Origin of the sequence: Thermoleophilum album (genome assembly GCF_028867705.1) — a bacterium.
GTDB lineage: Bacteria > Actinomycetota > Thermoleophilia > Solirubrobacterales > Thermoleophilaceae > Thermoleophilum.
In genome coordinates, this window is the sequence record NZ_CP066171.1 from 593,954 (window position 1) to 618,040 (window position 24,087).

Annotated in this window: 24 protein-coding genes and 1 other RNA gene; 14 read left to right on the forward strand and 11 right to left on the reverse strand. The window is 72.4% G+C overall.

The genetic code is table 11. The features are described 5' to 3' along the window. Positions 1-101 precede the first annotated feature (101 nt). From JDY09_RS02720 to JDY09_RS02755, 8 genes are all read left to right on the forward strand, one after another. Positions 102-1,946: an RNB domain-containing ribonuclease gene (locus JDY09_RS02720; RefSeq protein WP_274717471.1), complete on the forward strand. Its 1,845-nt coding sequence runs from the start codon at positions 102-104 to the stop codon at positions 1,944-1,946. Positions 1,947-2,006: 60 nt separating this feature from the next. Then, positions 2,007-2,489 (forward strand): SsrA-binding protein SmpB, encoded by a 483-nt coding sequence (gene smpB, locus JDY09_RS02725; protein WP_274717473.1) that lies wholly within the window; start codon positions 2,007-2,009, stop codon positions 2,487-2,489. A gap of 200 nt (positions 2,490-2,689) precedes the next feature. Further along, complete coding sequence (locus JDY09_RS02730) at positions 2,690-4,057, forward strand: GAF and HD-GYP domain-containing protein (protein ID WP_274717475.1); 1,368 nt, start codon at positions 2,690-2,692, stop codon at positions 4,055-4,057. A gap of 98 nt (positions 4,058-4,155) precedes the next feature. Next, positions 4,156-4,519, forward strand: a transfer-messenger RNA (tmRNA) gene (gene ssrA / locus JDY09_RS02735). Then, positions 4,518-5,339: an ABC transporter ATP-binding protein gene (locus JDY09_RS02740; protein WP_274717476.1), complete on the forward strand. Its 822-nt coding sequence runs from the start codon at positions 4,518-4,520 to the stop codon at positions 5,337-5,339. Before ssrA ends, JDY09_RS02740 begins: the two co-directional genes overlap by 2 nt. A gap of 18 nt (positions 5,340-5,357) precedes the next feature. Continuing rightward, complete coding sequence (locus JDY09_RS02745) at positions 5,358-6,188, forward strand: ABC transporter permease (RefSeq protein ID WP_274717477.1); 831 nt, start codon at positions 5,358-5,360, stop codon at positions 6,186-6,188. Positions 6,189-6,199: 11 nt separating this feature from the next. After that, positions 6,200-7,159, forward strand: a complete 960-nt coding sequence (locus JDY09_RS02750; RefSeq protein ID WP_274717478.1) for a quinone oxidoreductase family protein — start codon at positions 6,200-6,202, stop codon at positions 7,157-7,159. A 57-nt stretch (positions 7,160-7,216) separates the two neighbouring features. Further along, on the forward strand, positions 7,217-8,107 hold the full coding sequence (locus JDY09_RS02755) for an alpha/beta fold hydrolase (RefSeq protein ID WP_274717479.1): 891 nt from the start codon (positions 7,217-7,219) through the stop codon (positions 8,105-8,107). 105 nt (positions 8,108-8,212) lie between these two features. Here the strand turns inward: JDY09_RS02755 and JDY09_RS02760 are convergent, their stop codons facing one another. Beyond that, the gene (locus JDY09_RS02760) at positions 8,213-9,352 is read right to left on the reverse strand and encodes a sigma-70 family RNA polymerase sigma factor (protein WP_274717480.1); all 1,140 of its coding nucleotides are present in this window, start codon (positions 9,350-9,352) and stop codon (positions 8,213-8,215) included. 349 nt (positions 9,353-9,701) lie between these two features. Between JDY09_RS02760 and JDY09_RS02765 the strand changes: the two genes are divergently transcribed. The 4 genes from JDY09_RS02765 (at position 9,702) to JDY09_RS02780 (ending at position 13,386) form a co-directional block, all read left to right on the forward strand. Further along, positions 9,702-9,983, forward strand: coding sequence for a hypothetical protein (locus tag JDY09_RS02765; protein ID WP_274717481.1), 282 nt, complete (start codon positions 9,702-9,704; stop codon positions 9,981-9,983). A gap of 122 nt (positions 9,984-10,105) precedes the next feature. Further along, positions 10,106-11,308, forward strand: a complete 1,203-nt coding sequence (locus JDY09_RS02770; RefSeq protein WP_274717482.1) for an archease — start codon at positions 10,106-10,108, stop codon at positions 11,306-11,308. Between the two features lie 79 nt (positions 11,309-11,387). Continuing rightward, the gene (locus JDY09_RS02775; protein WP_274717483.1) at positions 11,388-12,830 is read left to right on the forward strand and encodes an RtcB family protein; all 1,443 of its coding nucleotides are present in this window, start codon (positions 11,388-11,390) and stop codon (positions 12,828-12,830) included. Positions 12,831-12,864: 34 nt separating this feature from the next. Continuing rightward, entirely contained in the window at positions 12,865-13,386 is a 522-nt protein-coding gene (locus JDY09_RS02780; protein WP_274717484.1) for a hypothetical protein, read from the forward strand. Positions 13,387-13,396: 10 nt separating this feature from the next. Here JDY09_RS02780 and ligD read toward each other — a convergent pair whose 3' ends face one another. From ligD to JDY09_RS02795, 3 genes are all read right to left on the reverse strand, one after another. After that, positions 13,397-14,314: a non-homologous end-joining DNA ligase gene (gene ligD / locus JDY09_RS02785; protein WP_274717485.1), complete on the reverse strand. Its 918-nt coding sequence runs from the start codon at positions 14,312-14,314 to the stop codon at positions 13,397-13,399. Beyond that, positions 14,311-15,384 (reverse strand): cation diffusion facilitator family transporter, encoded by a 1,074-nt coding sequence (locus JDY09_RS02790; RefSeq protein ID WP_274717486.1) that lies wholly within the window; start codon positions 15,382-15,384, stop codon positions 14,311-14,313. The genes ligD and JDY09_RS02790 overlap by 4 nt, the downstream gene beginning before the upstream one ends. Positions 15,385-15,493: 109 nt before the next feature. Further along, positions 15,494-16,165 carry a hypothetical protein gene (locus tag JDY09_RS02795; RefSeq protein ID WP_274717487.1) on the reverse strand — a complete coding sequence of 224 codons (672 nt, stop codon included), beginning with the start codon at positions 16,163-16,165 and terminating at the stop codon, positions 15,494-15,496. A 118-nt stretch (positions 16,166-16,283) separates the two neighbouring features. Here JDY09_RS02795 and JDY09_RS02800 point away from each other — a divergent pair, with 118 nt between their 5' ends. Then, complete coding sequence (locus tag JDY09_RS02800) at positions 16,284-17,648, forward strand: flavin monoamine oxidase family protein (RefSeq protein WP_274717488.1); 1,365 nt, start codon at positions 16,284-16,286, stop codon at positions 17,646-17,648. A gap of 41 nt (positions 17,649-17,689) precedes the next feature. On the opposite strand, the gene JDY09_RS02805 is transcribed toward JDY09_RS02800, so the two are convergent. Then, positions 17,690-17,938, reverse strand: coding sequence for a hypothetical protein (locus JDY09_RS02805; protein ID WP_274717489.1), 249 nt, complete (start codon positions 17,936-17,938; stop codon positions 17,690-17,692). Between the two features lie 216 nt (positions 17,939-18,154). Next, positions 18,155-18,616: a YjbQ family protein gene (locus JDY09_RS02810; protein ID WP_274717490.1), complete on the reverse strand. Its 462-nt coding sequence runs from the start codon at positions 18,614-18,616 to the stop codon at positions 18,155-18,157. Positions 18,617-18,633: 17 nt separating this feature from the next. On the opposite strand from JDY09_RS02810, the gene JDY09_RS02815 reads away from it, so the two are divergent. After that, the gene (locus JDY09_RS02815; RefSeq protein ID WP_274717491.1) at positions 18,634-19,446 is read left to right on the forward strand and encodes an SDR family NAD(P)-dependent oxidoreductase; all 813 of its coding nucleotides are present in this window, start codon (positions 18,634-18,636) and stop codon (positions 19,444-19,446) included. 50 nt (positions 19,447-19,496) lie between these two features. Here JDY09_RS02815 and JDY09_RS02820 read toward each other — a convergent pair whose 3' ends face one another. The 5 genes from JDY09_RS02820 to JDY09_RS02840 form a co-directional block, all read right to left on the reverse strand. Then, entirely contained in the window at positions 19,497-20,735 is a 1,239-nt protein-coding gene (locus JDY09_RS02820; RefSeq protein WP_274717492.1) for a hypothetical protein, read from the reverse strand. Positions 20,736-20,893: 158 nt separating this feature from the next. Then, complete coding sequence (locus JDY09_RS02825; RefSeq protein WP_274717493.1) at positions 20,894-21,868, reverse strand: hypothetical protein; 975 nt, start codon at positions 21,866-21,868, stop codon at positions 20,894-20,896. Beyond that, positions 21,865-22,413, reverse strand: coding sequence for a signal peptidase I (locus JDY09_RS02830; protein WP_274717494.1), 549 nt, complete (start codon positions 22,411-22,413; stop codon positions 21,865-21,867). The genes JDY09_RS02825 and JDY09_RS02830 overlap by 4 nt, the downstream gene beginning before the upstream one ends. Next, positions 22,410-22,994: a hypothetical protein gene (locus JDY09_RS02835; RefSeq protein WP_274717495.1), complete on the reverse strand. Its 585-nt coding sequence runs from the start codon at positions 22,992-22,994 to the stop codon at positions 22,410-22,412. The genes JDY09_RS02830 and JDY09_RS02835 overlap by 4 nt, the downstream gene beginning before the upstream one ends. Before the next feature lie 117 nt (positions 22,995-23,111). Continuing rightward, a complete protein-coding gene (locus JDY09_RS02840) occupies positions 23,112-23,693 on the reverse strand; it encodes a hypothetical protein (protein ID WP_274717496.1) in 582 nt (193 codons plus the stop codon). Between the last annotated feature and the right edge of the window lie 394 nt (positions 23,694-24,087).

Here is a 24,087-nt window from a genome sequence, read left to right on the forward strand (position 1 = left end):
GCAAAGCGGGCGGCCGCAGCCGTCGGGCCGCGCCGCGTCCGCGACGCAGCCAGGGCTCAGGCCGGGGCCGGGCCGGGGCTCAGGAAGCTCCCCCCGACGGTATGCGCCCGGGCGGTCGGCGAGCCGACACACCCCGCGTCGGCCACCGCCGCGGCGACGGGCGCCGCGGCGACGCCGGGACGGCCGCACGCGGCAGCGCCCGCGGACGCGACCGCCCGTTCGTCGGTGTGGTCAGGCGACGCGGCCGCTTTCTCGTGCTCGAGCCTTTGTTCGAACGCAGCCCAAGCGCGCTGATCGCGCCCGGCGGCCGGGTGCGCGCCAGCGAGGACGAGCTCGTCGCGGCGGTCCCGACCGCCAAAGGTCTGCGTCCGGTGCGGCGCATCGGGCGTCCCGACGTCGCCCGCGACGTCGTCGAGGCGCTGCTCGTTGAGCGCGGTCTCGCCCGCCGCTACCCGCGCGCCGCGGAACGCGAGGCAAGGGCGGTGGCGAACGACCCGCCCGACGGCGCTGCTGCTCGCGTCGACCTGCGCGACCTGCCGACTTTCACGATCGACCCGACCGAGGCCAAAGATTTCGACGACGCGATCTCGGCGCGCGTCGAGAACGACGGCACGGTGCGGGTGTGGGTGCACGTCGCCGATGTCACGGCCTTCGTGCGCCCGGGCACGAGCCTTGACGCCGAGGCGCGCGAACGAGCGACGTCGGTCTACGCGCCCGGCACCGTCGAGCCGATGCTGCCGCACGCCCTCTCCTCGGACGCCTGCAGCTTGCGGCCGGGAGTCGACCGGCTCGCGGTGACCGTCGAGATGGTCGTCGACGGCGCCCAGGTGCGCAAGGTGCGCTTCGTGCGCTCGCTGATCCGCTCCGATGCGCGCCTCACCTACGACCAGGTCGATCGCATCTTCGCCGGCCGCGAGCGCGCCGAGGAACCCTGGGCGCAAGCGCTTGCCGCGGCACGACGTGTGGCGCGCGCGCTGCGCGAGCGGCGGCGGCGCCGCGGCAGTCTCGAGATCGACTCCTCGGAACCGCGTTTCAACTTCGCCGCCGACGGTCGTGTCGACGCCGTGCACCGCGAGCGCCAGACCGAGTCCCACTGGCTGATAGAGCAGCTGATGGTGCTCGCGAACGAACAGGTCGCGGCCTACCTCGAGGACCATCGAGTGCCGACGATCTACCGCGTGCACGAGCGTCCCGACCCGGACTCGATCGAGCGCCTCGTCGAGCAGCTCGCGAGCCTCGACGTGCCGACGCCGCCGCTGCCCGACAAGCTCAGCCCCCAGCAGGCAGAGGCAGCCGCCGGAGCGATCTCGCGGCGGGTGGCGAGCTATGCGCGGCGCGCCGGCCGCGGCCGCGAGGCTTTCCCGGGGCTGGTTTTGCGGGCGCTCAAGCAGGCGGTCTACTCGCCCCGCAACGTCGGTCACTCGGGGCTTGCCAGCGCCCGCTACTGCCACTTCACGTCGCCAATCCGGCGCTACCCCGACATCGTCGTTCACCGTGCGCTGCTTCAGGCGCTGGGGCTCGACAACGCCGCTCACCCCGCCAGCGAACTGCACGATCTGGCCGTGCACTGCTCGGCCCGCGAGCGCGAGGCGATGGAGATCGAGCGCGACGCCGACGACATCTGCCTCGCCTTCAGGCTGGAAGAGCTGGTGCGCGAGGAGTGGGCGCGGCCGGGCACGCGCGGCGGCCACGGCCCGCGCTTCACCGGCGAGGTGGTGGGTCTTATCGAGCGCGGTGCGTTCGTGCGTTTCGGCGATGAGGGGTTCGACGGGCTGCTGCCGGTGCGGCGACTCCCGGGCTGGTACCAGCTCAACGAGCTTTCCACCGTGCTGCTCGGCTCCGGCGCGGGCGCGCGGGCGCTGCGTCTCGGCGACGTCGTCGAGGTCGAGGTCGAGCGCGTCGACCCGCCGCGCGGCCACGTCGACCTGTTGCCCGGTTGGGTGTAGTGCCGCGACGGCGCAGAGCGGCGGGGCAGGCCGCTACGTGCTATTTCCCGTGAGAAGACGATGGCGAAGGGAGGGAAAAAGCGCAAGGCCGCTCCCGGCGACGTGGCTACGAACCGCAAGGCCGGCCACCGCTACCACCTACTTGAGCGGATCGAGGCGGGGATCCAGCTGGCCGGCCCCGAGGTGAAGTCTTTGCGTGCCGGCAAGGTCCAGATCGCCGACGGCTGGGCGGAGGTTCGCGACGGCGAGGTCTGGCTGCACGGTGTCCACATCGCTCCCTACGGCCCTGCAGCGCGCGAGAACCTCCCACCCGAGCGGCCGCGCAAGCTGCTCCTCCACCGCCGCGAGATCGAGCGCCTGCTCGGTCGCACGAGCGAGCGGGGGCTGACGCTAGTGCCTACCCGCATCTACTTCAAGGGGCCGTGGGCGAAGGTGGAGCTGGCGCTCGCGCGCGGCAAGGAGCAGCGCGACCGCCGTCGCGAACTGAAAGAGCGCGACGCCCGCCGCGAGATCGAGCGCGCGCTGGCCGATCGCCGGCGCTGACAGCGTTCGCGTCCGCGGCGCATCTAGCACAGCGATCGGACGTATGTCCGCTTCGCTCAAAAACGAGCGAGACACGCCGAGATAATGCATACTGAGAACCCAGGGAGAGAGTCGATGCCCGCCTTGTCAGCCGCGCAGCGCGAGGAAGGAAGTCCGGCAGCAGGCGGGTAAGGCTCGTTGCCGCTTCACAAGGCCGAACAGTGACAAGCCCCACACCGCCCGACAGCCCCAAAACGCACCCGGACCGGCTCGGGCCAGCGCAGGGATCGGACAAGGGCGGTAACCACGCACCCACCGCCGGGGGCACCGCCGCGACAAATGGAAACGGCTCGAGCCGCAGGGGCGACCGTTCGCGAGCCGATGTCGTCGCGGCGGCACTCGACCATGGGGGCGGTGTTCTGAACTATCGCGCGGTCGGTGGGCACGATCGCAACGGCAACGGCTACGGGAACGGGCTGGGTACCTTCGCCCGAACCGCCGAGTCGATGCTCGCGACGGCGTCGCGTCTCTGCGAGGAACTGGCCCCGCTCAACGACCAGACCGATATCGCCCAAGCCGCGGTGTCGGCGCTGTACGACGACTTCGAGCTGTTGATCGCCGCGATCTTGCGGCTCGACGAGTCCAGCCGGAGGCTACGCCTTGTCGCCGCAACGGGCCGCCTCGTCGACGAGTACCGGCGCGCGGGCAGGCCGGTCGCGTGGGAGCAGTCGATCGAGGAAGGCGTGAACGGTCGCGTCGCGCGCACCGGGGAGCCGGCGCTCCTCGTCGACACCGACGGCGACCCAGACTTCATCTTCGTGCCCGGGGCACTGCGCGCCCGGTCGGCGGTCGCGGTGCCGATCCGCGTCGAGGGGCGCGTCTGGGGCGTGCTCGACCTCGAGTCGGCCGAGAAAGGCGCCTTCGGCAAGGCCGACCTGCTGCTCGCCGAGACGGTCGCCTCGCAGGTCGGGGCGGCGCTCCACTACGCAGAGCTCTTCGAGCGCTTCGAGCGCACCCTGACGAGCACGATCGCGGTGCTCTGTGACGCGCTCGAGGCCAAAGACCCCTACACCGCTGAGCACGCGCGCGACGTGGCCGACCTTGCCGAGGCGGTGGGCGAGGAGCTTGGCATCCGCGGCGACGAGATGCGCTGGCTGCGTTACGCGGCGCTCCTGCACGACGTCGGGAAGATCGGCATCCGCGAGGAGATCCTGCGCAAGCCCGGCCGCCTCACCGAAGAGGAGTTCGAGGAGATGAAAAAGCACTCCGAGATCGGGGCCCGCATGCTCGAGCGGATCCCGGGCTTCGGTCCGGTGCTGATCCTCGTGCGCGCGGCGCACGAGCGTTGGGATGGGCGCGGTTATCCCGACGGACTCGTCGGCGAGGACATTCCGCTCGGCGCCCGCGTCATCGCCGTCTGCGACGCCTTCCACGCGATGACCTCCGACCGCCCCTATCGCAAGGCGCTCTCCGAGGAAGAAGCAAAAGCCGAGATGCGCCGCTGCGCCGGCACCCAGTTCGACCCGCGCGTCGTCGACGCGTTGCTGGCGGTGCTGGAGCGCGAGGCGGTCGCGGGCTCCACGCTCTGAGCTGCTCTGACGTGAGATCGAGCGCCGCGCGAGCGTGCGACGCCCGCCCGGGGTCGTAGCGGGCGCCTTCGCTCGCCGCTACCATCGACCGTGCCTCTGGGGACGACTGGCTTCGACGTGGGCGTCCGTGGGGGCAGTTGCGAGCCGAGGTTCCCGGTCGGCCTCGTAAAACAACCGGGGAAAAAGCAAGTGCGGACCGTAACCACGAGTTCGCCCTCGCCGCTTAGTTAGACGGTGAGGTGTCGACCCGGCGCTCGGCCCGTGGCGCCGGGGTCGGCATCAGCTAACGGGCTCGCCCGCCCCGGGCGCCTCCGGCGGGGCGGGGACACGAAACGGGGGCTGGTCCCGCGCAAGCCGGCCGGCGCGGCGAGCGCGGGGCGAGAGCGAAGCGCCGGCTACGCTCGTAGACGCTGCCCTGTCACGCGTCCGCGGACCCGGGTTCGACTCCCGGCGTCTCCACTTGTCTCGGCGCGGCGCGGCCACTCGCTCCTTCGAACTGCGGAACGTCGTCGTCGAGCGGGCTGGGCGCCCCGTACTGCACGACGTAAGCGCGACGCTGCCGGCCGGCAGCGTCGCGGTGTTCGGCCCGTCCGGCGCCGGCAAGTCGACGCTGCTGCGACTCCTCAACCGGCTGCTCGAACCGTCGCGCGGCGCGGTCCTCTACGCCGGCCGCGACGTCCGCGAGCTCGACCCGCGCGCGCTTCGCCGCCGCGTCGCGCTCGTTCCGCAACTGCCCGCGCTCGAGCCGACGACCGTCGCCGAAAACCTCTTGCTCGGTTTGCGGTTCGCCGACGCCGGCGGTCGGCTCGGGCGCAGGCGGTGGGCGCCCCTGCGCGAGCTCGTGCCGGCCCTTCGGGCGCGGCGGCACCCCGGCGTGCGCACACGCGCCGCGACGAGCGGAGCCGCAGCGCAAACAAACGGTGCGCCGGCGCCGCTGCTGGAGGCACTGCTCGAAAGCGTCGGCCTCGATCCTGCCTACCTGTGGCGGTCGGCCGAGCAGCTGTCGGTGGGACAGCAGCAGCGTGTGATGATCGCCCGCGCACTGGCGCTCGAGCCGGAAGTGCTGCTGCTCGACGAACCGACAGCCGCGCTCGACGCCGAAGCGCGCAACCTCGTCGAGGAGACGCTTGTGCGACTGCGCGCGGAGCGCGGCATCGCGCTCGTGCTCGTCAGCCACGACCGCGCCCAGGTCGAGCGTCTCTGCGACTGGGTGGTAGCGCTCGCGGACGGCGCCGTCGTCGCAGAGGGGCCCGTCGGTACGGTCCTTCCGAGCAGCGCTTGAAGCCGCGATCATCCCGGCATGTCCGCGCCAGTGCTAGGCGGTCCGCTCACGGCTGTCGTCGGCGGTCACATCGGGTTCGAGCGCGTGCTGGCCGCACTCGCGCTGGTCGCGCTCGCCGCCGCTGTGTCGCGCTGGCAGCAGGCGGCGCTCGAGCGCGAGATCGCCGTCGCGGTGTTGCGTGCGTTCGTGCAGCTGACGGCGATCGGCTTCGTCATCCACCTCATCTTCGGCTCGCGCAGCCTGCTCTTCGTCGCTGCGCTGCTGTGTGTGATGGTCGCTTTCGGTGCGCTCACAGCGAGGCGACGAGCGCGCGCCCTCCCCGGCGTGCTGCCCGATCTTCTGTTGGCGCTCGCTGTCAGTGCGGCGTCGACGCTAGGCGCGGCGCTCGCGCTTGGCATCTTCCCGTCTGACGCGCGTGCGCTCGTGCCGGTCGGCGGGATGGTCGTGGGGAACGCGATGACCGCAGCAGCGGTAGCGCTCGACCGGCTCGCGGCCGAGGTCGCGGCGCAGCGCGCGCGGCTCGAAGCGCGCCTCGCGCTTGGCGCGTCCGCGACCGTAGCGCTGCGCCCGGCCGTCCGCGCGGCTCTGCGGGCAGGGATGATCCCGCTCGTCGACTCGACCAAGACCACCGGCTTGATCTTCTTCCCGGGGACGATGGTCGGGATGCTCGTCGCCGGTGCCGAGCCGCTCGACGCCGTGCGCCTGCAGCTGATCCTGCTCTATCTCGTGCTCGGGGCGGTGGCCACGAGCTCGCTCCTCGCGCTCGTGCTTGTGCGCCGGCGCCTCATACAGCCCGGCGAGCGGATCCGCGAGCTCGCCGGGCGTCCCTGGACGCCGTCCGTGCGCTAAACGTGGCGGGCATGAAAGCGGCGATCGTCGAGAGCTACAGAGAGCGACCGCGCCTGCGCGACGACTGGCCCGAACCGTCGGGCGACGGCGAGCGCCAAGTGCTAGCGGTGCGCGCAGCCGGCCTCAACCCTGTCGACCTGCACATCGCCAGCGGCCGCTTCTACGCCGGCGCGCCGCCGACTCCGTACGTTCCCGGCCGCGAAGGCGTGGTCGAGCTGCCCGACGGCGGTTTGGCCTGGAGCGACCAGCTCGACCAGCGCTTCGGCTCCCTCGCCGAGCGCACCCTCGTCGATCCCGCCCTCACCGTTCCGCTGCCCCGCGGCTTGGGCGAAGCACAAGCGCTCTGCTTCGGGATCGCCGGGATCGCCGCGTGGTGCGCGCTCGAGCGGCGCGCGCAGCTGCGGCCCGGGGAGCGGGTGCTGGTGCTCGGCGCCGGTGGGCTGGTAGGACAGATCGGCGTGCAGGCGGCGCGCCTCCTCGGTGCCGGTCGCGTCGTCGCCGCCAGCAGACGCACGGCCGCGCTCGAGCGGGCGCGCGCGCTCGGTGCTGACGCCGGCGTGGCGATCCCCGCCGCCGATGACTGGGAGAGTTTCGCCGCCGCCCTGCGCCAGGCGGAGCCCGACGGTTTCGATGTCGTGCTCGATCCGGTGTGGGGGGCGCCCGCTCGCGCTGCGCTCGAGAACCTCGCCAGCGGCGGCCGCCTCGTCCAGGTCGGCAACGCCGCGGCGCCCGAGCAGCCGATCGCTGCCGGCACGTTGCGCGGGCGCGTAGCGGATGTGCTCGGCTACACGAACTTCGCGCTGCCTTGGCCCGTCAAGCGCGGCGCCTTCCTGCGCATGTGCGCCGAGCACCTCGCCGGCAACCTCGAGGCGCCCTACGAGGAAGTGCCCCTGGACCGGATAGGCGAGGCGTGGGATCGCCAGCGCCAAGGACCGGCCGTCAAACTCGTCGTGCGACCCCACGCCAGCTAGGGAAAGCTCGCCGGCTGCGCGCGGTTACACGACAGCGACTGGTGTAACGTTCCGCTCGTGGCGGAGAGCTTCGCCAAGATCGGCTCGATCGAGCTTTGTTACGAGGACCTCGGTCCCGCCGACGGCGAGCCGCTGCTGCTCGTCATGGGGCTCGGCTTGCAGCTCGTCCACTGGGAGGACGGCTTCTGCGAGCTGCTGCGCGAGCGTGGCTTTCGCGTCGTCCGCTTCGACAACCGCGACGCCGGCCGCTCGTCGAAGATCAAGGGCGGACCGCGACCGAACATCGCGCGGGCGCTAGTCGGCGACCGCCGCGTCGCCGCCTACAGCCTCTCGGACATGGCGCGCGACGCCGTCGGTCTGCTCGACCACCTCGGCATCGAGCGTGCCCACGTCGTCGGTGCTTCGATGGGCGGGATGATCGGACAGCTGATGGCGATCGAGCACCCGCAACGTGTCGCGTCGCTGTGTTCGATCATGTCGAGCGCCGGCCGCCGCACCGACCTGCCGCGCCTGCGCGCGCTCGGCGCGCTGCTGGCGCGCCCGCCGCGCGAGCGCGACCGCTTCGTAGCGCACATGGAGCGGATCTTCAGGGTGATCGGATCGCCGGCCTACCCGACACCGCGCGAACGGCTGCGCGAGCTGGCCGCGATCGCCTACGACCGCGGCCACAGCACGGCCGGCACCGCCCGCCAGCTGGTCGCGATCCTCACGGCGCCGTCGCGGGTGCGGCGGCTGCGCGCCGTGCAGGTGCCCACGCTCGTGGTGCACGGCGGCGCCGACCCGCTCGTGCCGCCACGGGCCGGGCGCGCTGTCGCTGTCGCCGTGCCGGGCGCGCGCTACGTCGAGTTCGCCGGCATGGGTCACGACCTGCCGCGCGAGCTCTGGCCCGAGATCGTCGACCACATTGCCGCCAACACCCGGCGCGCGACCGCCTCCGCGGCAGCCTAGCTCTCGAGACAGGGGACGCAACCGCCCGCGGCCAGCGCAGGTCCAAGCCCCGCAGGGGGTCCGAGCCCCGCAGGGCTTGTCCCGAACGCCGTTGCCGGGCGGGCTCTAGGCCGCGTCGCGCAGCTCGGCGAGCGCCTTGTCGTCGGCGAGGCGCTGCAGCGCGCGCCGTTCGAGTTCGCGCACCTTGCGCTCCGAGAGCCCCAAGCGCCGGCCGGTCTCGGCGATCGAGCCCGGCTGGTCGCGACCGATACCGAAGCGCAGCGTCACCACCTTGCGCTCGGCTTCCGGAAGCTCGGCGACCTTGCGCCGCAGAAGCTCGTGCGAGAGGCGCGAGGCGACGACCTCGTCGGGACCCTCTTCGTCGCGCGCGATGAGCTCGCCGAGAGAGGTGTCGCCGTCCTCGCCGACGCCCTGGTCGAGGCTCGTCGGCGTGCGGTCGGCGCGCAGGATCTCTTCCACCTCCTCGAGCGGCAGCCCGACCTCGTCGGCAATCTCCTCGAGCCGCGGCGAGCGACCGAGCTGGGCGGAGAGCTTGCGCTCGGCCTCGACGATCTTGCGCGCCTGGGCGCCGATGTGTACCGGCAAGCGCACGGTGCGGGAGGAGTTGGCGAGCCCGCGCCCGATCGCCTGCCGGATCCACAGCGTGCCGTAGGTCGAGAACTTGAAGCCCTTGCGCCAGTCGAACTTCTCGACGGCGCGGATCAAGCCGAGCATGCCCTCCTGGATCAGGTCGGGGAGTGGCAGCCCCTGACCCTGGTAGCGGCGGGCGACCGAGATCACCAGCCGCAGGTTCGAGTTGATCATCCGCTCCTTGGCGGCGAGGTCGCCGCGCTCGATCCGCTTCGCCAGCTCGATCTCCTCCTCGGCTGTGAGCAGCGGATACTTGCGCGCCTCGGCGAAGAAGAGCTGGAGCGTGTCGGTGGTGTCGGGCGTCTCGGCCTGTGCGGCCTGCAGCAGGCGCTCGAGCGCCGTCGCTCCGGTTTCGTCCTCGTCCTCGCCTTCGGCACCCGACTCGTCCTCGCCGAGCAGGTCGTCGTCGACCTCGTCGGGGCTGTCGAGCTCGGCGGCTACGGGTGCGAGCTCGAGCTCGTCGACAGTCAGCTCCTCGTCGTCTTCGTAGCGGCTGACCGAAACGGCCGCTTCGTCGTCGAGTTCGTAGGAACGATCGATAGCGACCGTTTCCCGGTCGAGCGTGAACGTGTCGTCGCGGATGTCGTACTCCTCTTGTTCGATGGTTCGATTCACGTCGAAGTGTAGCGGATGTGCGGTACCCCTGCTCACCTTCCGTAAGTGACGCTATAGGTTACGAAACGTACGTTCGAGCGTCAGGTTGCGATCACCTGCTCCGCGCCTTCACCGAGTCGCCAAATCACGACGCCACACGAACGCGGTCGAGCGAACAGCGAGCTGGGTCCGCGCGGGCAGGGCGCCCGGTCCTGAGCTCCCCGACACCTACCATCGGCAGCCGCGCGCGAAACTCGAGCCCCGCTGCACGCCTTTCGTAGGCGTGGTCGCGGACAGTCAAGCGAGCGCGCCGCCGTCCCGAGGAATACACTGACACCAGGTTCGGGAACGGACCGGAGGTCCCCCAAAGATGCTCACCATTACCGGCAGCGCGGCGGAAGCGATCAGGGGCGTACTGGCCACAGTCAACGCCCAGAACCGCGCGGTCATGCGCGTCTGTTCGCGCGGCGACGGGTGGGATCTGGCACTCGCGCCACCCGCCCCCGACGACGCGGTCGTTCGGGAGCGCGGCGTCGAGGTCTACATCGAGCGAGCGGTCGAACCGCAGCTGCGCGACAAGGTTCTGGACGCCTGCATCCACTGCGGCACGGTGCGCTTCTCGTTTGCCGACAAGCGCGCCAAAGCGGCATAGGAAGGCCATCCAGCGACGGGACGGGCGTCGCTCGTCGGCGGCGACGGCCGCCACCAAGTGGTCGCCGCGTCGCAGCGCCTACCCAGCCGCGCGCACGACGCTGCTCGCACTACGCTCGCTACGTGTACAGCCGTAGCGATCGCGACCCGGGGAACGTTCCGTTCGTCGATCGCCGGGACGCCGGTCGGCGCCTTGCGCAGGCGCTGCGCGCTCTAGATCTCGACGGCCGCGACACCGTCGTCTACGGCCTGCCACGCGGCGGTGTGGTCGTAGCGCGCGAGGTGGCCGACACGCTCGCCGCGCCGCTCGCGGTTCTGGTCGTGCGCAAGCTCGGCGTGCCCGGGCACGAAGAGCTCGCCTTCGGTGCCGTCGCGAGCGGCGGCGTGCAAGTGATCGACGAGCGGATCGTCGCGAGCATCGGGCTCGACGACGAGACGGTCGCAGCCGTCGCGCGGCGCGAGCTCGCCGAGGTCGAGCGGCGTGAGCGGCTCTACGGCGGCACCGGCTGGGTTTCGCCCGCGGGGCGCACGGCGGTGCTGGTCGACGACGGGCTCGCGACCGGGTCGACGATGCGCGCGGCAATACACGCCGTGCGCGCCGCCGCGCCGCGCGCCGTCGTTGTGGCCGTGCCGGTGGCGCCACCCGACACCGTACGGGCGCTCGAGCATGAGGCCGACCGTGTGGTCGCGCTGCTCACGCCGGAGCCCTTCTACGCCGTCGGCGTCTGGTACCAGGACTTCCGTCAAGTCGACGATGACACGGTTCGCGCGCTGCTCGCGGAAGCGTCAGCACGCGCGCGCACCGTGGGTGTCGACGCGGGCGACGCGGTTAGGGGTGCCGACGAAGAAGGAGGCTGCGGAGATGGCACCGATGGCGCCGCGAGCGGCGGTGAGGGTGACGTTACAGCCGCTTCTGGCTACCGCTTCGTCGAGCACACAGGCGAGGTCGCCCTCGAGATCACCGCTCCTACGCTCGAGCGAGTCTTCGAGCTCGCGCTCGCCGCGCTCGCCGAGCTCCTCGCCGGCGACGCGAGCGCGGCGAGCGGCGCCAAGCCCCCGTCGATCACCCGCGAGGTCGAGGTGCGCGCCAGTGACCTGCCGGCGCTGCTCGCCGAGTGGATGGCGGAGCTCCTCTACCTAGCCGACAGCACAGGGTTCGTCCCCTGCGCGGTAGAGCGGTTGGAGATCGAGGGCACGCGAGTGTGGGCGCGGGTGCGCGGTCGCTTCGACACTCCGTCGGCGCTGGTGAAAGCGGTCACCTATCACCAGCTCGAGCTGGCGCGCAACGACACGGGCTGGCGAGCGCGCGTGGTGCTCGACGTCTGAAACTCGACGTCTGAAGCGCGCGGTCGGACGGTCGGCTCTGCCCTGCCAGCGTGAGCCGCTGCTAGACGTCTTGTCTGCGATGGGCGCCTCCGAGCCGAGCCTGCGCCGGATCGATCCGACGACCTGGGAGATACCGCGCGACCCGCGCCGCGGCATGCGCGTTCCCGCACGCGTGATCGCCGACGGCGAGCTGCTTGCCGAGATCCGCGGCGACGAGTCGCTCGAACAGCTTCGCAACGTCGCGACGCTGCCCGGCATCGTCGAGGCGGCGATCGCCATGCCCGACATCCACCAGGGCTACGGCTTTCCCGTCGGTGGCGTCGCGGCGATGGACGTCGACGATGGAGTGGTGTCGCCCGGTGGTGTCGGCTACGACATCAACTGCGGCGTGCGGCTGCTCGCGTTGCCGCTCGCCGCCGACGAGCTCGACGCGCCGACCAAGGAACGGCTGATGGACGAGCTCTTTCGGACGGTGCCGGTCGGGACGGGCTCGGGCGGCGGGATCGACCTGGGCGCTGCGCAGCTCGATCGCGTGCTGCGCGAAGGGCCGCGCGCTCTCCTCGCGCGCGGCGTCGGCGTCGAGGCCGACGTCGAGTGCTGCGAGTCGAACGGTCGGCTCGACGGCGCCGACCCCGCCGCGGTTTCGCCCCGTGCCCGCCAGCGTGGGGCCGGGCAGCTGGGGACGGTCGGCTCGGGCAACCACTTCGTCGAGCTGCAGAGCGTGGAGCGCATCGTGGCGCCCGAAGCGGCGCGCGCGCTCGGGCTCGCCGAAGGCCAACTGACGGTCTTGATTCACTCGGGATCGCGCGGCTTGGGACACCAGGTGTGCAGCGACTACGTGCGCACGATGGACAGCGTCATCGCCCGCTACGGCATCCGACTGCCCGACCGCCAGCTGGCGTGCGCGCCGATCTCCTCGCCCGAAGGCCGCGCCTACCTGGCCGCGATGGCCGCCGCCGCGAACTTCGCCTGGGCGAACCGGCACGCGATCGCGCACCGCGTGCGATCGGCGCTGCGACGCGTGCTCGGTGCCGGGGTGGCCGAAGGCACGACCACGATCTACGACGTGGCGCACAACGTCGCCAAGTTCGAGCGCTACCGCGGCCGGCGGCTGCTCGTTCACCGCAAGGGCGCGACCCGCGCCTTTCCTGCCGGCTCGAGCGAGATCCCGAGCCGCTACCGCAGCTGCGGCCAGCCGGTCTTCATCCCCGGCAGCATGGGCACCGCGAGCTGGGTGCTGGTCGGGGCGCCGGGCGCAGTCCAGCGCACCTTCGGAACCACCTGCCACGGCGCCGGCCGCCGGCTCAGCCGCACCCGCGCCCGCCGTCAGATCCACGGTCGCGAGCTCGCGCGCCAGCTCGGCGAACGCGGCATCGCCGTGCGCGCCGCCTCGGCGCGCGGTCTCGCCGAGGAGGCGCCCTTCGCCTACAAGGAGGTCGATAGGGTCGTAGAGGTAGTCGAACGCGCCGGGATCGCGCGCCGTGTCGCGCGGCTCGTGCCGATCGGCGTCGTGAAAGGGTGAACTACCCCAACGCGAGCAGGGAGGGGGAGCCTCGATGGCAAAGGCGAAGTTCGCCGACCGTTTCGAAGCCGGGCGTCGGCTCGCCGTTCTCCTGGACGGCCTCGACGGCGACGTGGTGGTGCTCGCGGTCACCCGTCAGGCGTTGCCCGTGGCGTTCGAGGTGGCGCGCGCCCTCGACGCGCGCTTGGACGGCGTGCCCGGCGACGCCCGCGCCTGGCGCGGTGAGCCGCCACGGATCGAGCTCGCCGGGCGCGAAGTGCTGCTTGTCGACGACGGCACCTGCAAGCCGGCCCGCTTCGCCGAGGCCGCGGCGGCCGTCCGGGCGCTCGGCGCGCGGCGGCTGACCGCTGCCTTCCCTGCCACGACCCGCGAGCTCGAAGAGGAGGCGGCGCGCACGGTCGAAGAGATCCACGTCGCCGAACCAGGCGACCCGAGCTACGGCGACGATTCTCCGGTGACCGGCGAGCTTGCTGCGGAACTGCTCGAGCGCGCCCTCGAGCTGTACGCCACCGGCCCGCGCGTCGAGCTGCGCACGCACGGCGTCCACGACGCCTGACAGCGCAGCGCTAGCCGGCCCGAGCTAGCCGCCGTCGCACGTCGTCGAGAGTCGCCGGGCGCGCTTCGATCTGCACCCAGACGTCGCCCAACCGCGCAAGCCGGCGCCAGACGTTGCCGATGTCGAACCGGTCGGGACGTGTGCGCCGCTGTCCGAGCTCGCTCGGACGCAGCGGAACGGCGACGGTGGCGCGCGGCGTCGCTCGAACCGCGTACGGCGGCACCGCCGTCTGGGCGTACCCGTTGCGCGCGACGTCGATGTAGACGCGTTCACCGCGCGACGCCCGCCGCTGCGCGACGGTGAAATCGTCGGGGTGGCGGCGAGCCAACCGTTCGGCCAGGTCGTGGGCGAGTGCGCGCACGGCGTCGAAATCGCTGTCGGGTTCGATCGCCGCGACGACGTGAAAGCCACGCTTGCCGGTCGCGAGCACATGCGGCGCCAACCCGACGCGCGCAAGCGCGCGGACGACGGTGCGAGTGGCGGCGCGTACCCGGGCGACCGGGGCAGCGGGTGGGGGATCGAGATCGAAGATCAGCCGGTCAGGATTGGCGAGGCGGGGGGTGCGTGACGTCCACACGTGCGGTGTGATGCACGCCTGGTCGGCTAGGTACACGAGCGTCGCGGCGCGCTCGATGACGGCGTAGGTCGTCTCGCCGCCTGCCTTGCGGGGCACGGTGACGCGGTCGATCCAACCGGGAAAGTGCGCCGGCACCTCCTTCTGTACGAAACCCTCTTGCTCGATTCCGTCGGGGTAGCGCTCCATGCTGACGGGGCGCCCGCGCAGGTGCGGGAGCATCAGCGGCGCGACGCGCAGGTAGTAGCGGGCTAGATCCAGCTTCGTGATGCCCGCTGCGGGGAACAGCACCTTCTCGGGTCGCGCGATGCGCAGCTCGCGACCGTCGACCGTCAGCCTGGCAGGGTCGCTCACCGCGCGTTCGGGCGCTTGGCGTGGTCGCCGTTTCGCGGCTCGCCGCCGGAAGCGAGCGACAGGTTGCGTCCCGGGGCGATCGCGTGCTCGACCTGGAACGTGGTGTGCTCGATCCCGAAACGGGAGCGCGCCACCTCGGCGAGTCGGCGCCGTGCGGCGTGGCAGTCGGAACCGGGGCGGACGATCACGTGCGCCGAAAGGGCCGGGAACCCCGACGTCACCTCCCAAACGTGGAGATCGTGAACATCGACGACCTCGGGGTCGGCGGCGAGCTCGGCCACCAACCGGCTGGGGTCGACTCCCCGTGGCGCGCCCTCGAGCAGCACGTGGGTCGCTTCGCGCACTAGCGCCCAGCCCGAGCGCAGCATCAAGAGCGCGACCAGCGCCGCGGCGACGCCGTCGGCGCGCGGCGAGCCGCCCGCCCACACGATCGCTCCGGCGACGGCGGTCGCGATGAACGCGAAGAGGTCGGTGAGGACGTGCTGGAAAGCGCCCTCGACGTTCAAGCTGCGGCGCTCGGCACCGGCGAGGATCCGCACGCACGCCAGGTTCACGGCGATCCCGGCGAGGGCTGTGGCGACAACGATCGGCCCGTCGACCGTCGGCGGCGTGACGAAACGGCGCGCCGCCTCGTACAGGATCACGAGGCCGAAAACGATCAGGGTGAGGCCGTTCGCCTGGGCGGAGATTACCTCCGCTCGCCGCAAGCCGTAGGTGTAGCCGCCCGCCGGCGGGCGCGCGGCGAGCCGTGCTGCGACGAGCGCGAGCGCGAGCGCGCCGGCGTCGGTGAGCATGTGCGCGGCGTCGGACAGCAGCGCCAGCGAACCCGAGACGATGGCGGCGACCACCTCGGCGACAAGGAAGGCGACCAGTAGCGCCAGGGCGGCGGCGAGGCGGCGCCGCGACCCGCTTCGTGCCGTTTCGTGCCAGTGGTGGTGGCCGTGTGCGTGGGGATGGCCGTGACCGTGACCGTGACCGTGGCCTCGCCCCGGCTCTCCGCCGCTTCCAAGCTCGTCGCCAGGGTGTACCCGAGCGCCAGCGGCCGTTTTTCGGGCCCTGTCCGAGCTCACGCGTCAATGCTCGCAGAGCGGGAGGGTTCGCGCACGCCGCGCGAGAGCTGTGCGGCGGCTCGCCGAATGCTCGCGAGCGGGGCCACGCAGGGCGCGGCAGGCGGTCGGGTCACTGGCCAGCGGAGCCGTCGGAAGGCGGCGACTGCGGCGTCGCTTGGGGAGCGGTGTGCGTCGGTGCGGTGGGCCCGCCGGCCGGCGGCTGCTCGGCGGGCGGCGTGGTCGGCGTGGTGCGCGGCGTCTGCGCCTCGTTGTCGTCCGGCGTCGTCCCTTGGGGTGCCGGTGCCGAGTTCGCGCCACCGACTGTCTTGGTCGGCGCTGTCGTGGTGCGCGCTGGCTCACGCTCTTCGCTGCCCGCCCCGCCGAAGATCGTCGTGCGACGGCCGCGGTCGGCCAACGACCGCCCCGCCACGAGTTCGGACGCAGTGAGTAGGGCGCCGCCGACAACAAAGCCCGCGATTCCCGTCGCGAGCGCGGCGAGGAGAATGCGCCGGCGGAGCCGTTCGGCAGCCGCCCGGTAGACGCGAATCCCCGGTCCGCTTGCGGTACGAGCGGCGGCTCCGCGGCGGCGCACGCGCGGCTCTAGCCGCGCGAGCGGACGCTCGAGCAGCTCGCTGACAAGCGCGACGATTATCGGCGTCACGGCTGCCGCTACGGGCGTGCCCGGCCGCCACACGTGCGAGGTGACGACAGCCGCCGTCGCCGACGACACGCTGGCGACCGCGAGCGTGCGCAGCGACAACCGTCCGCCGTGCGCCCTCCTGCCATCGGCGCCTGCGGACATCGCGGCCGCAGGCTAGCGTTCGGCCCGCAGTGACGGGACGTCCTGGCGCAGCTCGGCGCGAAGCGCTCGCCGGAGCGAAGCGTCGGCGCGCATGTGCGCGCGGAAAGGGGGAGCGGGAGTGGCAAGCGCAGCGCTCGAGACCGACGTAGTCGTCGTCGGAGCGGGACTTGCGGGGCTCGCCTGCGCGCGTGAGCTCGAGCGTGCCGGTCTGGCAGCGGCCGTGCTCGAGGCTCGCGACCGCGTGGGCGGGCGCATCCTCGGTCGCGAGATCGCCCCCGACACCGTCGTCGAGCTCGGGGCGCAGTGGGTCGGGCCCGGTCAGGACCGCGTGCTCGCGCTGGCGACCGAACTCGGAGTCGACACATACCCCACTTACCGCGAGGGCATGCGACTTTTCGAGCACGGCGACAAGGTCACGCGCTACCGCGGCACGATCCCACGCCTCAACCCGCTCGTGCTGGCCGAGGTCCAGGTCGCGCTCTGGCGGATCGATCGCCTCGCTCGGCGCGTGCCCTGCGAGGCACCCTGGGAGGCTCCGCGCGCGCACCGGCTCGATGCGGAAACGGCTGCCAGCTGGATCCGGCGCTCCGTGCGGTCCGCCACCGCCCGCAAGCTGCTGGCGCTGGCGGTCGAGGCGGTCTGGGCGTGCGAGCCCGAGGACCTCTCCTTTCTGCACATGCTCTTCTACGTCCGTTCCGCCGGAGGCTTCGAGCGTCTTCTGGAAACTGAGGGCGGCGCCCAGGAGCGCCGCTTCGTCGGCGGTTCGCAGCTCTTGCCGCACCGTCTTGCGGCCGAGCTGGCGTCGCCACCGGTACTCCGCTCGCCGGTACGCCGGATCGAGTGGGGCGACGATCGCGTCACCGTGATCGCCGATCGCGCCCGTTTCCGTGCCCGCCGCTGTGTGGTGGCGCTGCCGCCACCGCTGGCCTGCCGGATCGAGTACGACCCGCCGCTGCCGGCGCTGCGCGACCAGCTCGCCCAGCGCACCCCGCTCGGGACGGTGATCAAGTGCATGGCCGTCTACGACGAGCCGTTCTGGCGCGACGAGGGGCTGAGCGGCGAGGCGACGAGCACTGTCGGCCCGGTGGGCGTGACCTTCGACAACTCGCCCCCGCAGGGTCGGCCGGGCGTTCTGCTCGGGTTCCTCGAGGGGCGGGCGGCACGGACGCTCGCCGGGGCGACGGTCGCACAGCGGCGGGAGGCGGTACTTGCCTGTTTCGCCCGCCTCTTCGGGCCGCGCGCCGCTCGCCCTCGCGACTTCGTGGAACACAGCTGGGCCGACGATCCCTGGTCGCGCGGGTGTTACGGCTGTCACTTCACGCCCGGCACGTGGACCGCGTACGGCAGCGCCTGGCGCCGGCCGGTGGGGCCGATCCACTGGGCGGGCGCCGAGTACGCGACGCGCTGGAACGGCTACATGGACGGCGCCGTGCGCTCCGGCGAGGAGACCGCGCGCACGCTCGCGGCCGAGCTCGCCGGTTGAGTTGGTCGGGACCCTTTAGGGGTTAGCGGCCGGGGCGGGCGTCAGACCGCGCCCGCTTCGACGTGGTCGCGCAAACCGCGTATCCCTTCCTGCTGCGCACAGGCGGCGCAACAGAAGATCATCTCGCCGGCCTCGACGCCGTGCCCGATCACCCGGCAGCCGCAGTGTTCGCAGCGTGGCGCCAGCGCGTGGATCGCGCACTCGAAGCAGTCGAAGGTGTGGCGCTCGCTGGCGACGACGATCTCCATCGTGCGCTCGTAATCGTTGCCGCAGACCTCGCAGCGTCCCATCGCTTCCTCCTCGTTCGACGGCAGTGGTCGCTTGCGTCTACACGCTCGCGCTTACCCGTTCCGTTGCTGCGGCTACCGCCGCCCGCCCGCACCACCCGCCTACGCCGCGCACCGGTGCGCACCGCTGCGCAACGGCGCGCACCGCTGCGCACCGGCGCGCATCGCTGCGCACCGTCGCACGCTTGTCGCCCACCCCCGCGTGCTGCCGCTCGCCCTCTACTCGCCGAGGACCTTGATCACCATCCGCTTCGGGCGCTGGCCGTCGAACTCGCAGTAGAAGATCTGCTGCCAGGGCCCGAGATCGAGGCGGCCGTCGGTGATCGGAACGATCACCTGGTGGTGGACGAGGAGGTTCTTGAGGTGGGCGTCGCCGTTGTCCTCGCCACCGGCGTGGTGGCGGTAGTCGCCCGGGTCGGGGAGCAGCTGGCGAGCGACTTCGTTGCTCGGCGCCCGCCAGCTCGGCGGCGCGATCTTGTCGAGCCACTCCATCACATCGGCGTGCAACCCCGGCTCGTCGTCGTTGATCCAGACCGCGGCCGTGATGTGCATCGCGCAGACGACAGCGATCCCCTCGCTTACCCCCGCCTCGTCGACCGCTTGCTGGACGTCCTCGGTGATGCGCACGAACTCGCGGCGCTCGCGGGTGTGGTAAGTGCGGTAGACGGTATGGGACTTCACCGGCGAATCTCACCTCCGTGGATCTCGGCTTGCAGGGAAAGGTTTGCGTCGTCGCCGGCGGCAGCCGCGGGATCGGTCACGCGTGCGCTGCGACGCTGGCTGCCGAGGGCGCGCAGGTGATCGTCGTCGGGCGCGACCGCGCGCGTCTCGAACGTGCAGCGGGCGAGGTAGCGCGGCACGCAGCTGACGCCGAGCGCGCGGTGCTGCCGCTCGCCTGCGACCTCACCGCCCCCGACGCGCCGGCGCGGATCGCTCAGGCCGTCGCCCAGACGGGAGCCGGCGCTCCCTGGGGGCTGGTGGTCGCCGCCGGTGCGACGCGGGCGCGGCCGCTCGACGAGCTCCCCGACGAGGTGTGGGAAGAGCAGTGGCGACTGCACGTGATCGCGCCGCTCCGCCTCTTGCGCTCGGTGTGCCCCGCGATGGCGGAGGAGGGGGGCGGCCGCGTCGTCGTGGTCGGCTCGTCGGCCGGTAGGCGCCCCTCGGCGACCCTCGACCCGAGCTACTCGGTCACCAAGGCGGCCCAGCACGCGCTAGCGCGCACCTTCGCCGACCGCTACGCCGCCCGCGGCGTCAACGTCAACGTGGTCGCGCCCGGCCCGGTCGAGGGCGAGCTGTGGGCGGGGCCCGGTGGGCTCGCCGAGGAGATCGCCCGCCGGCAAGGCACAAGCGTCGACGCTGTGCTCGAAGCCACCCGCCGGCGGTCCCCGACGGGGCGTATGACGAGTGCCGACGAGGTCGCTGCTCTCTGCGCGCTGCTGCTCTCGCCGCGCGTCACGAACGCCACTGGCGCCGTCTACGCGCTCGACGGCGGGGCCGTCGCCGCCTTCTAGCTCGCACCGGCCGACGTGCGAACGAGCTGCGCGCGACTATCGCTTCGCGCTCAGCGGCGCTTCGGCCGCCAGCGCAAGGTGGCGCGGGCGCGACGGCTGTTGCCCGCCAGGTCGCGCGCGGTCACCCAGACGCGCAGCGTCAGCGTGCGTCCGCGTCGCGCCTCGCGGCGCGCGATCGTCGCCCAGCGCTTGCCGAGCGACAGCCGCACGCGGCGTGTGCGGTTCGCCTGCAATTGGAGTCTGCGCGGCTTCGGGCGAGTTATGCGCACGCTGCGCTTGCCGTACGAGAACGTCGCTGTCAAGGTCGCGCGGGCGTTCTCGTCGGCGCGCACCGACAGCAGCGGCGCGCGCCCACGAGCGACGCTCGTCGCCCCGCTGAGCTTGACCCTGAGCGCAGGGGGGCGCCTGTCGCTCGCCGCAGGTGTGCAGATTGCAAAGTCCTCGGCCTGGGCGGCACGGAGCGCCGCGCGCGGCAAGCGGCCGAGCGCGATCGCGCCGCGGACGGTGCGCCGGTTGCCGGCGGCGTCGCGCGCGCTCACCGCGATCACCGCGCCGACAGCGCGCCGGCGCGCGAGGCGTGACCGTACGAAGCTGCGCGCACGCCGACCGAGCGCTATGCGCAAGCGCACGGTGCGGTTGGCGCGCAAACGCAAGCGCTTGCCGCGCGCGCCGAGCAAGCGCAAGCGCCGCTTGCCGTCCGTCAGCGCGGCGGTGACCGTTCCCGAGGCAGGCTCGTCGGTGCGCACCCACACCGTGAGCGGCCGCCCGCGGCGCAACGCGCTGCGGCTCTGCAGGCGCAAACGCACGATCGGCGGGCGGCGGTCGCCCGCTGCCAGCGGCGGAGCGCATGCGGGGGGCGGGGAGGCGCCGGCACCAGCGTCGGCACGCCAGACCAGGTCGAACGCGACTCGCGACCCCTGGAAGCGGTTGTCGAGCGTCGCGGGAACCGTGGCGCGCAGTCGGAAAACGCGACCGCTCTGCGGCGCCAAATTGCCTAGTGGCACCGCTTGCATGCCTGTCAGAGAGCCGCGGTAGACGAGCGCCGCGCGCTGCGGGTCGGTGCGGTCCCACAGCTCGATGGCGACACTTCCGGCGAGATCACCGCCGCTGGTGCGCATGTTCGCCGCGCTGGCGCGAAGGGCACCCGCCACCGTGCCGGTGTTGCGAACCGTCACCGTGCCTTCGGCGCTGCCGCCCGGCGCCAGCTTGGCGGTGCGCAGCACCGGGGCGTTGCCCACCGAGGTCGCGAGCCCGAGCGAGCCGCCGCTGGCGGTCAAGGCGAGCGGCACGCCGGCGGAGCGCGGTGGCGCCGGGGCGACGAGCGCCGCCGCAGCGGTCGCCAGCGCCGCGGTCGCGACCGCGAGGTGCCGCGCAGCACCTCGCTTCCATCGCGCTCCGTTCGGCGCCCGCTGCCGCCGGCGGCTAAGCGCGCCCGATCGCTGTCGTCTCAGAACTCGCAATCCGCAGCCCCGCTCTCGTTCACGTTGCCGGTGGCGATCGCGTTACCGGCGCGGTCGTAGGCGCCAGCGGGCACTGTCCAGGTCATGTTTCCGTTCCCGCCCGCTGTGTTGACGCCTCCGTTCGGAGTGCCGAGCGTCACGACGATCGCGTTGCCGGTCCGCTGCATCGTCGAGCCCGTGAAGTTGCGGCTGGCGCCGACGTAGTCGCTGCGGCCCAGCGACAGCGGGTTGGCGACCGGCAGCTGCGTCGTGTTGGCGGCGTTCCGAACGGTCAGGCGGTCGTCCAGCAACAGGCCGTCGACGATCCGCACGGTCACCGTCGTCGGACTGCCATCCCAGCCGGCGAGGATCGACTGCGGGTCGATCGGCTCCGAGTAGGTGAAGGTGACGGTGTCGCCGCTCTCGGGCCGGCAGGCTGTCGCGCCACCGTTCTGCGTTTGCACGTCGACGCCCTGGGGAGCGGTGTTGTCGACGTTGGCGGTGTAGGGGCCGAACGTCCCGGCGTTGCCAGCGTTGTCGGTGGTGGCGATCGAGAAGCTGTAGACGCCCGCGGCTAGCGGGTTCTGGGCGGTGAGCGCTGCCGAGCGGTAGTTGTAGGTCTGACCGCCAACCGTGTAGCTGCCTGCGACGAGCGTCACCGCCGTCTGGCCGCTCGTGAGCGAGGAGACGTTGGCGGTCACGGTGGCGATTCCGCTCGGCGGGTTGCCGGAATCGGCGATCTGCGCGTAGACGTAGTACTGGCCGCCCTGGCGCACCCAGTCGGGGTCGAAGCCGCTCGTCTTGGCGATCGCCGCGCGCACCACCTGGGGCGGCTTGAAGTCGGGGAGCGTTGCGATCACGTTGCCGCTGCTCGTCGCCTGTGCCGAGAACGCCCCGAACGCGTGCGCGCCGGCGAGCGCGCCCAGCGTTGCGCATGCTGCCGCGCAGACCGCGAGGGCGCGTGCGGCCCGTCGCGAGCTCATGCCGCCGCTCCTTCGCGCGGGGGTTCGCGCTCCGGGCGCCAGATCTGCCACAGCTCGAGCAAGCACAGCAGCGCTAGCGGCAGCGCAACGAGCAGGAGCCTCCCGACACGGCCCGCGAGCGGTTGCAGCACCAGGCCGATGCGCGGCAGCCGGAAAACGACGCGCCCGATTCGGCCGTCGCTCGCGACCGTCCAACGCTCGGCGGCGCTATTGGCATCGCCGCGCGTGACGAAGTGAAGGCGGCCGTCGCGCTCGCGAACCGTGATCACACGGTGGGTGATCGTGCGCCCGCTGCCGAGCGGGTCGGCGAAGGCGACGACATCGCCGGGACCGGCGGCACGCGCCGCGATCGGCGCGACGACGACGACGTCGCCTCTGCGCAAAAGCGGGCGCATGCTGTCGCTCATCTCGGTCATCGGGCGCCACCCGACGACGAGCGGCCCGCCGAGCACCAGCACGAGGCCGACGAGCGCACCCGCCGCCGACCAGAAGACGAGTCCGAGCGCGGCGGTGGCGGTGGCGAGGAGGCGCCGTGCTGCTCTCATCGCGCGCCTCCCGGCTGCTGGCTGCCCCGCCGACCACCGTGGGCCGTGGCTGCCCGCCCGCTGCGGCGGACAGGGCGGGTCGCGAGGTCGAGCCGCACGTCGAGCGCACGCGCGGCGAAGCGACGCGCCCGCGGCCTGGCTTGCAGCTCGAGCACGTACACGCGACGTGCACCTGCCGCCAGGGGAGCCTTGTCGACGAGGGGGCGTCGCGCCGCGCCGAGCGACCGGCGACGCGCGATCGTGCGGCCCTCGCTGTACACGGCGAACGAGACAGCGCGCGCCAGGGTGCGGTCAGATGCGCTCAGGTGCAGCACGACCATGCGCGGCCGACCGGAGGCGTTGCGCACGGCTAGGTGCGCCGGAAGCGTGCGACCGGGCTGCAGGGTCCCGGACGCCACGTTTCGCGCCCCGGGCGGCTCGAGCTCTCCCGGAACCGTCGCGGTGACCTGTGCGAACGGAGCGGGCGGCTGGCCACGGGGCACCTGTCCGGCGCTAGCGGCTGCAAGCGTCGCCGCGAGACCGGCGGCGAATGCCAGCGCGCGGGTGGTGCGGCTACGGAGAGGGAGAGCGACCCTGGCCATCTGCGTGCTCCTCGCCGTGGTTCCCGGCGGTTAGCGCCGGGCACCGCGCCGTCCCTCGGCCATCGCCCGGCCGACGCTGCGGTCGGCCGGGCGATGCTGTGGCGGGGGACCGGCGGTTCAGTTGTTACGCGCTTCCCAGACGAAGGAGTGCGAGCCGGTGGTCAGGCCCTGCGCGTTGTTGTCGTCCTGCACCGACACCGTCACGCGGAAGACGAGCTCGTCGCTCGGGTTCCACTGCGTCTGCGAGCCGGGGTTGACGGCAAGGCCGTTAGCCCAACCGCTGTAGCTCGACGCGAAGTTCTGCAGGCTGCCCGTGTACACCGTCGCTTGTGGGGTGAAGCCGGTGCAGCTCGGGAACGACGGGCTTGCCTGCGTGCCCTTCTCGACCGTCAGGTTCACGTAGGGGGCAAGGGAACCGACGGTGCCGCTCAGGTACATCTTGACACCGGCGGGTAGCGAGCCCGTGTAGCTGACGCGGATGCAGCGCTGCACGGTGTTGTTCGGCGCCTGGTTGGTGAGGTTGTAGAGCGCTGCGCCGGCGTCGTTATCGGAAATGACGACGGTACCGGTGGAGACGCTGTTGCCGGGGTTCGTCGTCGAGCTCGAGAACGCCGAGAAGGCGGCGTAGCCGGCGAGCGACCCGAGCACACCGACTGTTGCGACCGTGGCGAGGACCTTCCTTGAACGCGAGCGAGCCATCGTGGCGGTTCCTCCTGCTGGCGGGATTCGGTTTCGGGGGCGCCACCTCCCGACGTGACGGTCCGGGGTGGCGCTGTTGGCAAGTTGTCCGACCCCGGTCGCCGCTTCCGTCGGGCGACCGGCGCGAGCGGGTTCCTGACTGTTGAGGTCGATCGGCGTTAGGCGCGAGGGCCATTAGTCGAACATCCGTCGAAGGGGGAGGGCTGGCTGCTATGGGCGCCGGTGCGCGGGCCGTCGAGCAACGCGTGGAGCGTGCTCGCGCGCGCCGGCCCGCGCGCCTGCCGCTCTCAAGACCCCACGCGCAGCTACCGATCCCACGATCGTGGGGCGCTCGCGGCGAGCGCTCGACGGCGAAGAGGGGACGACCGAGGGGTAGGGACGCGAAAGGACGGGG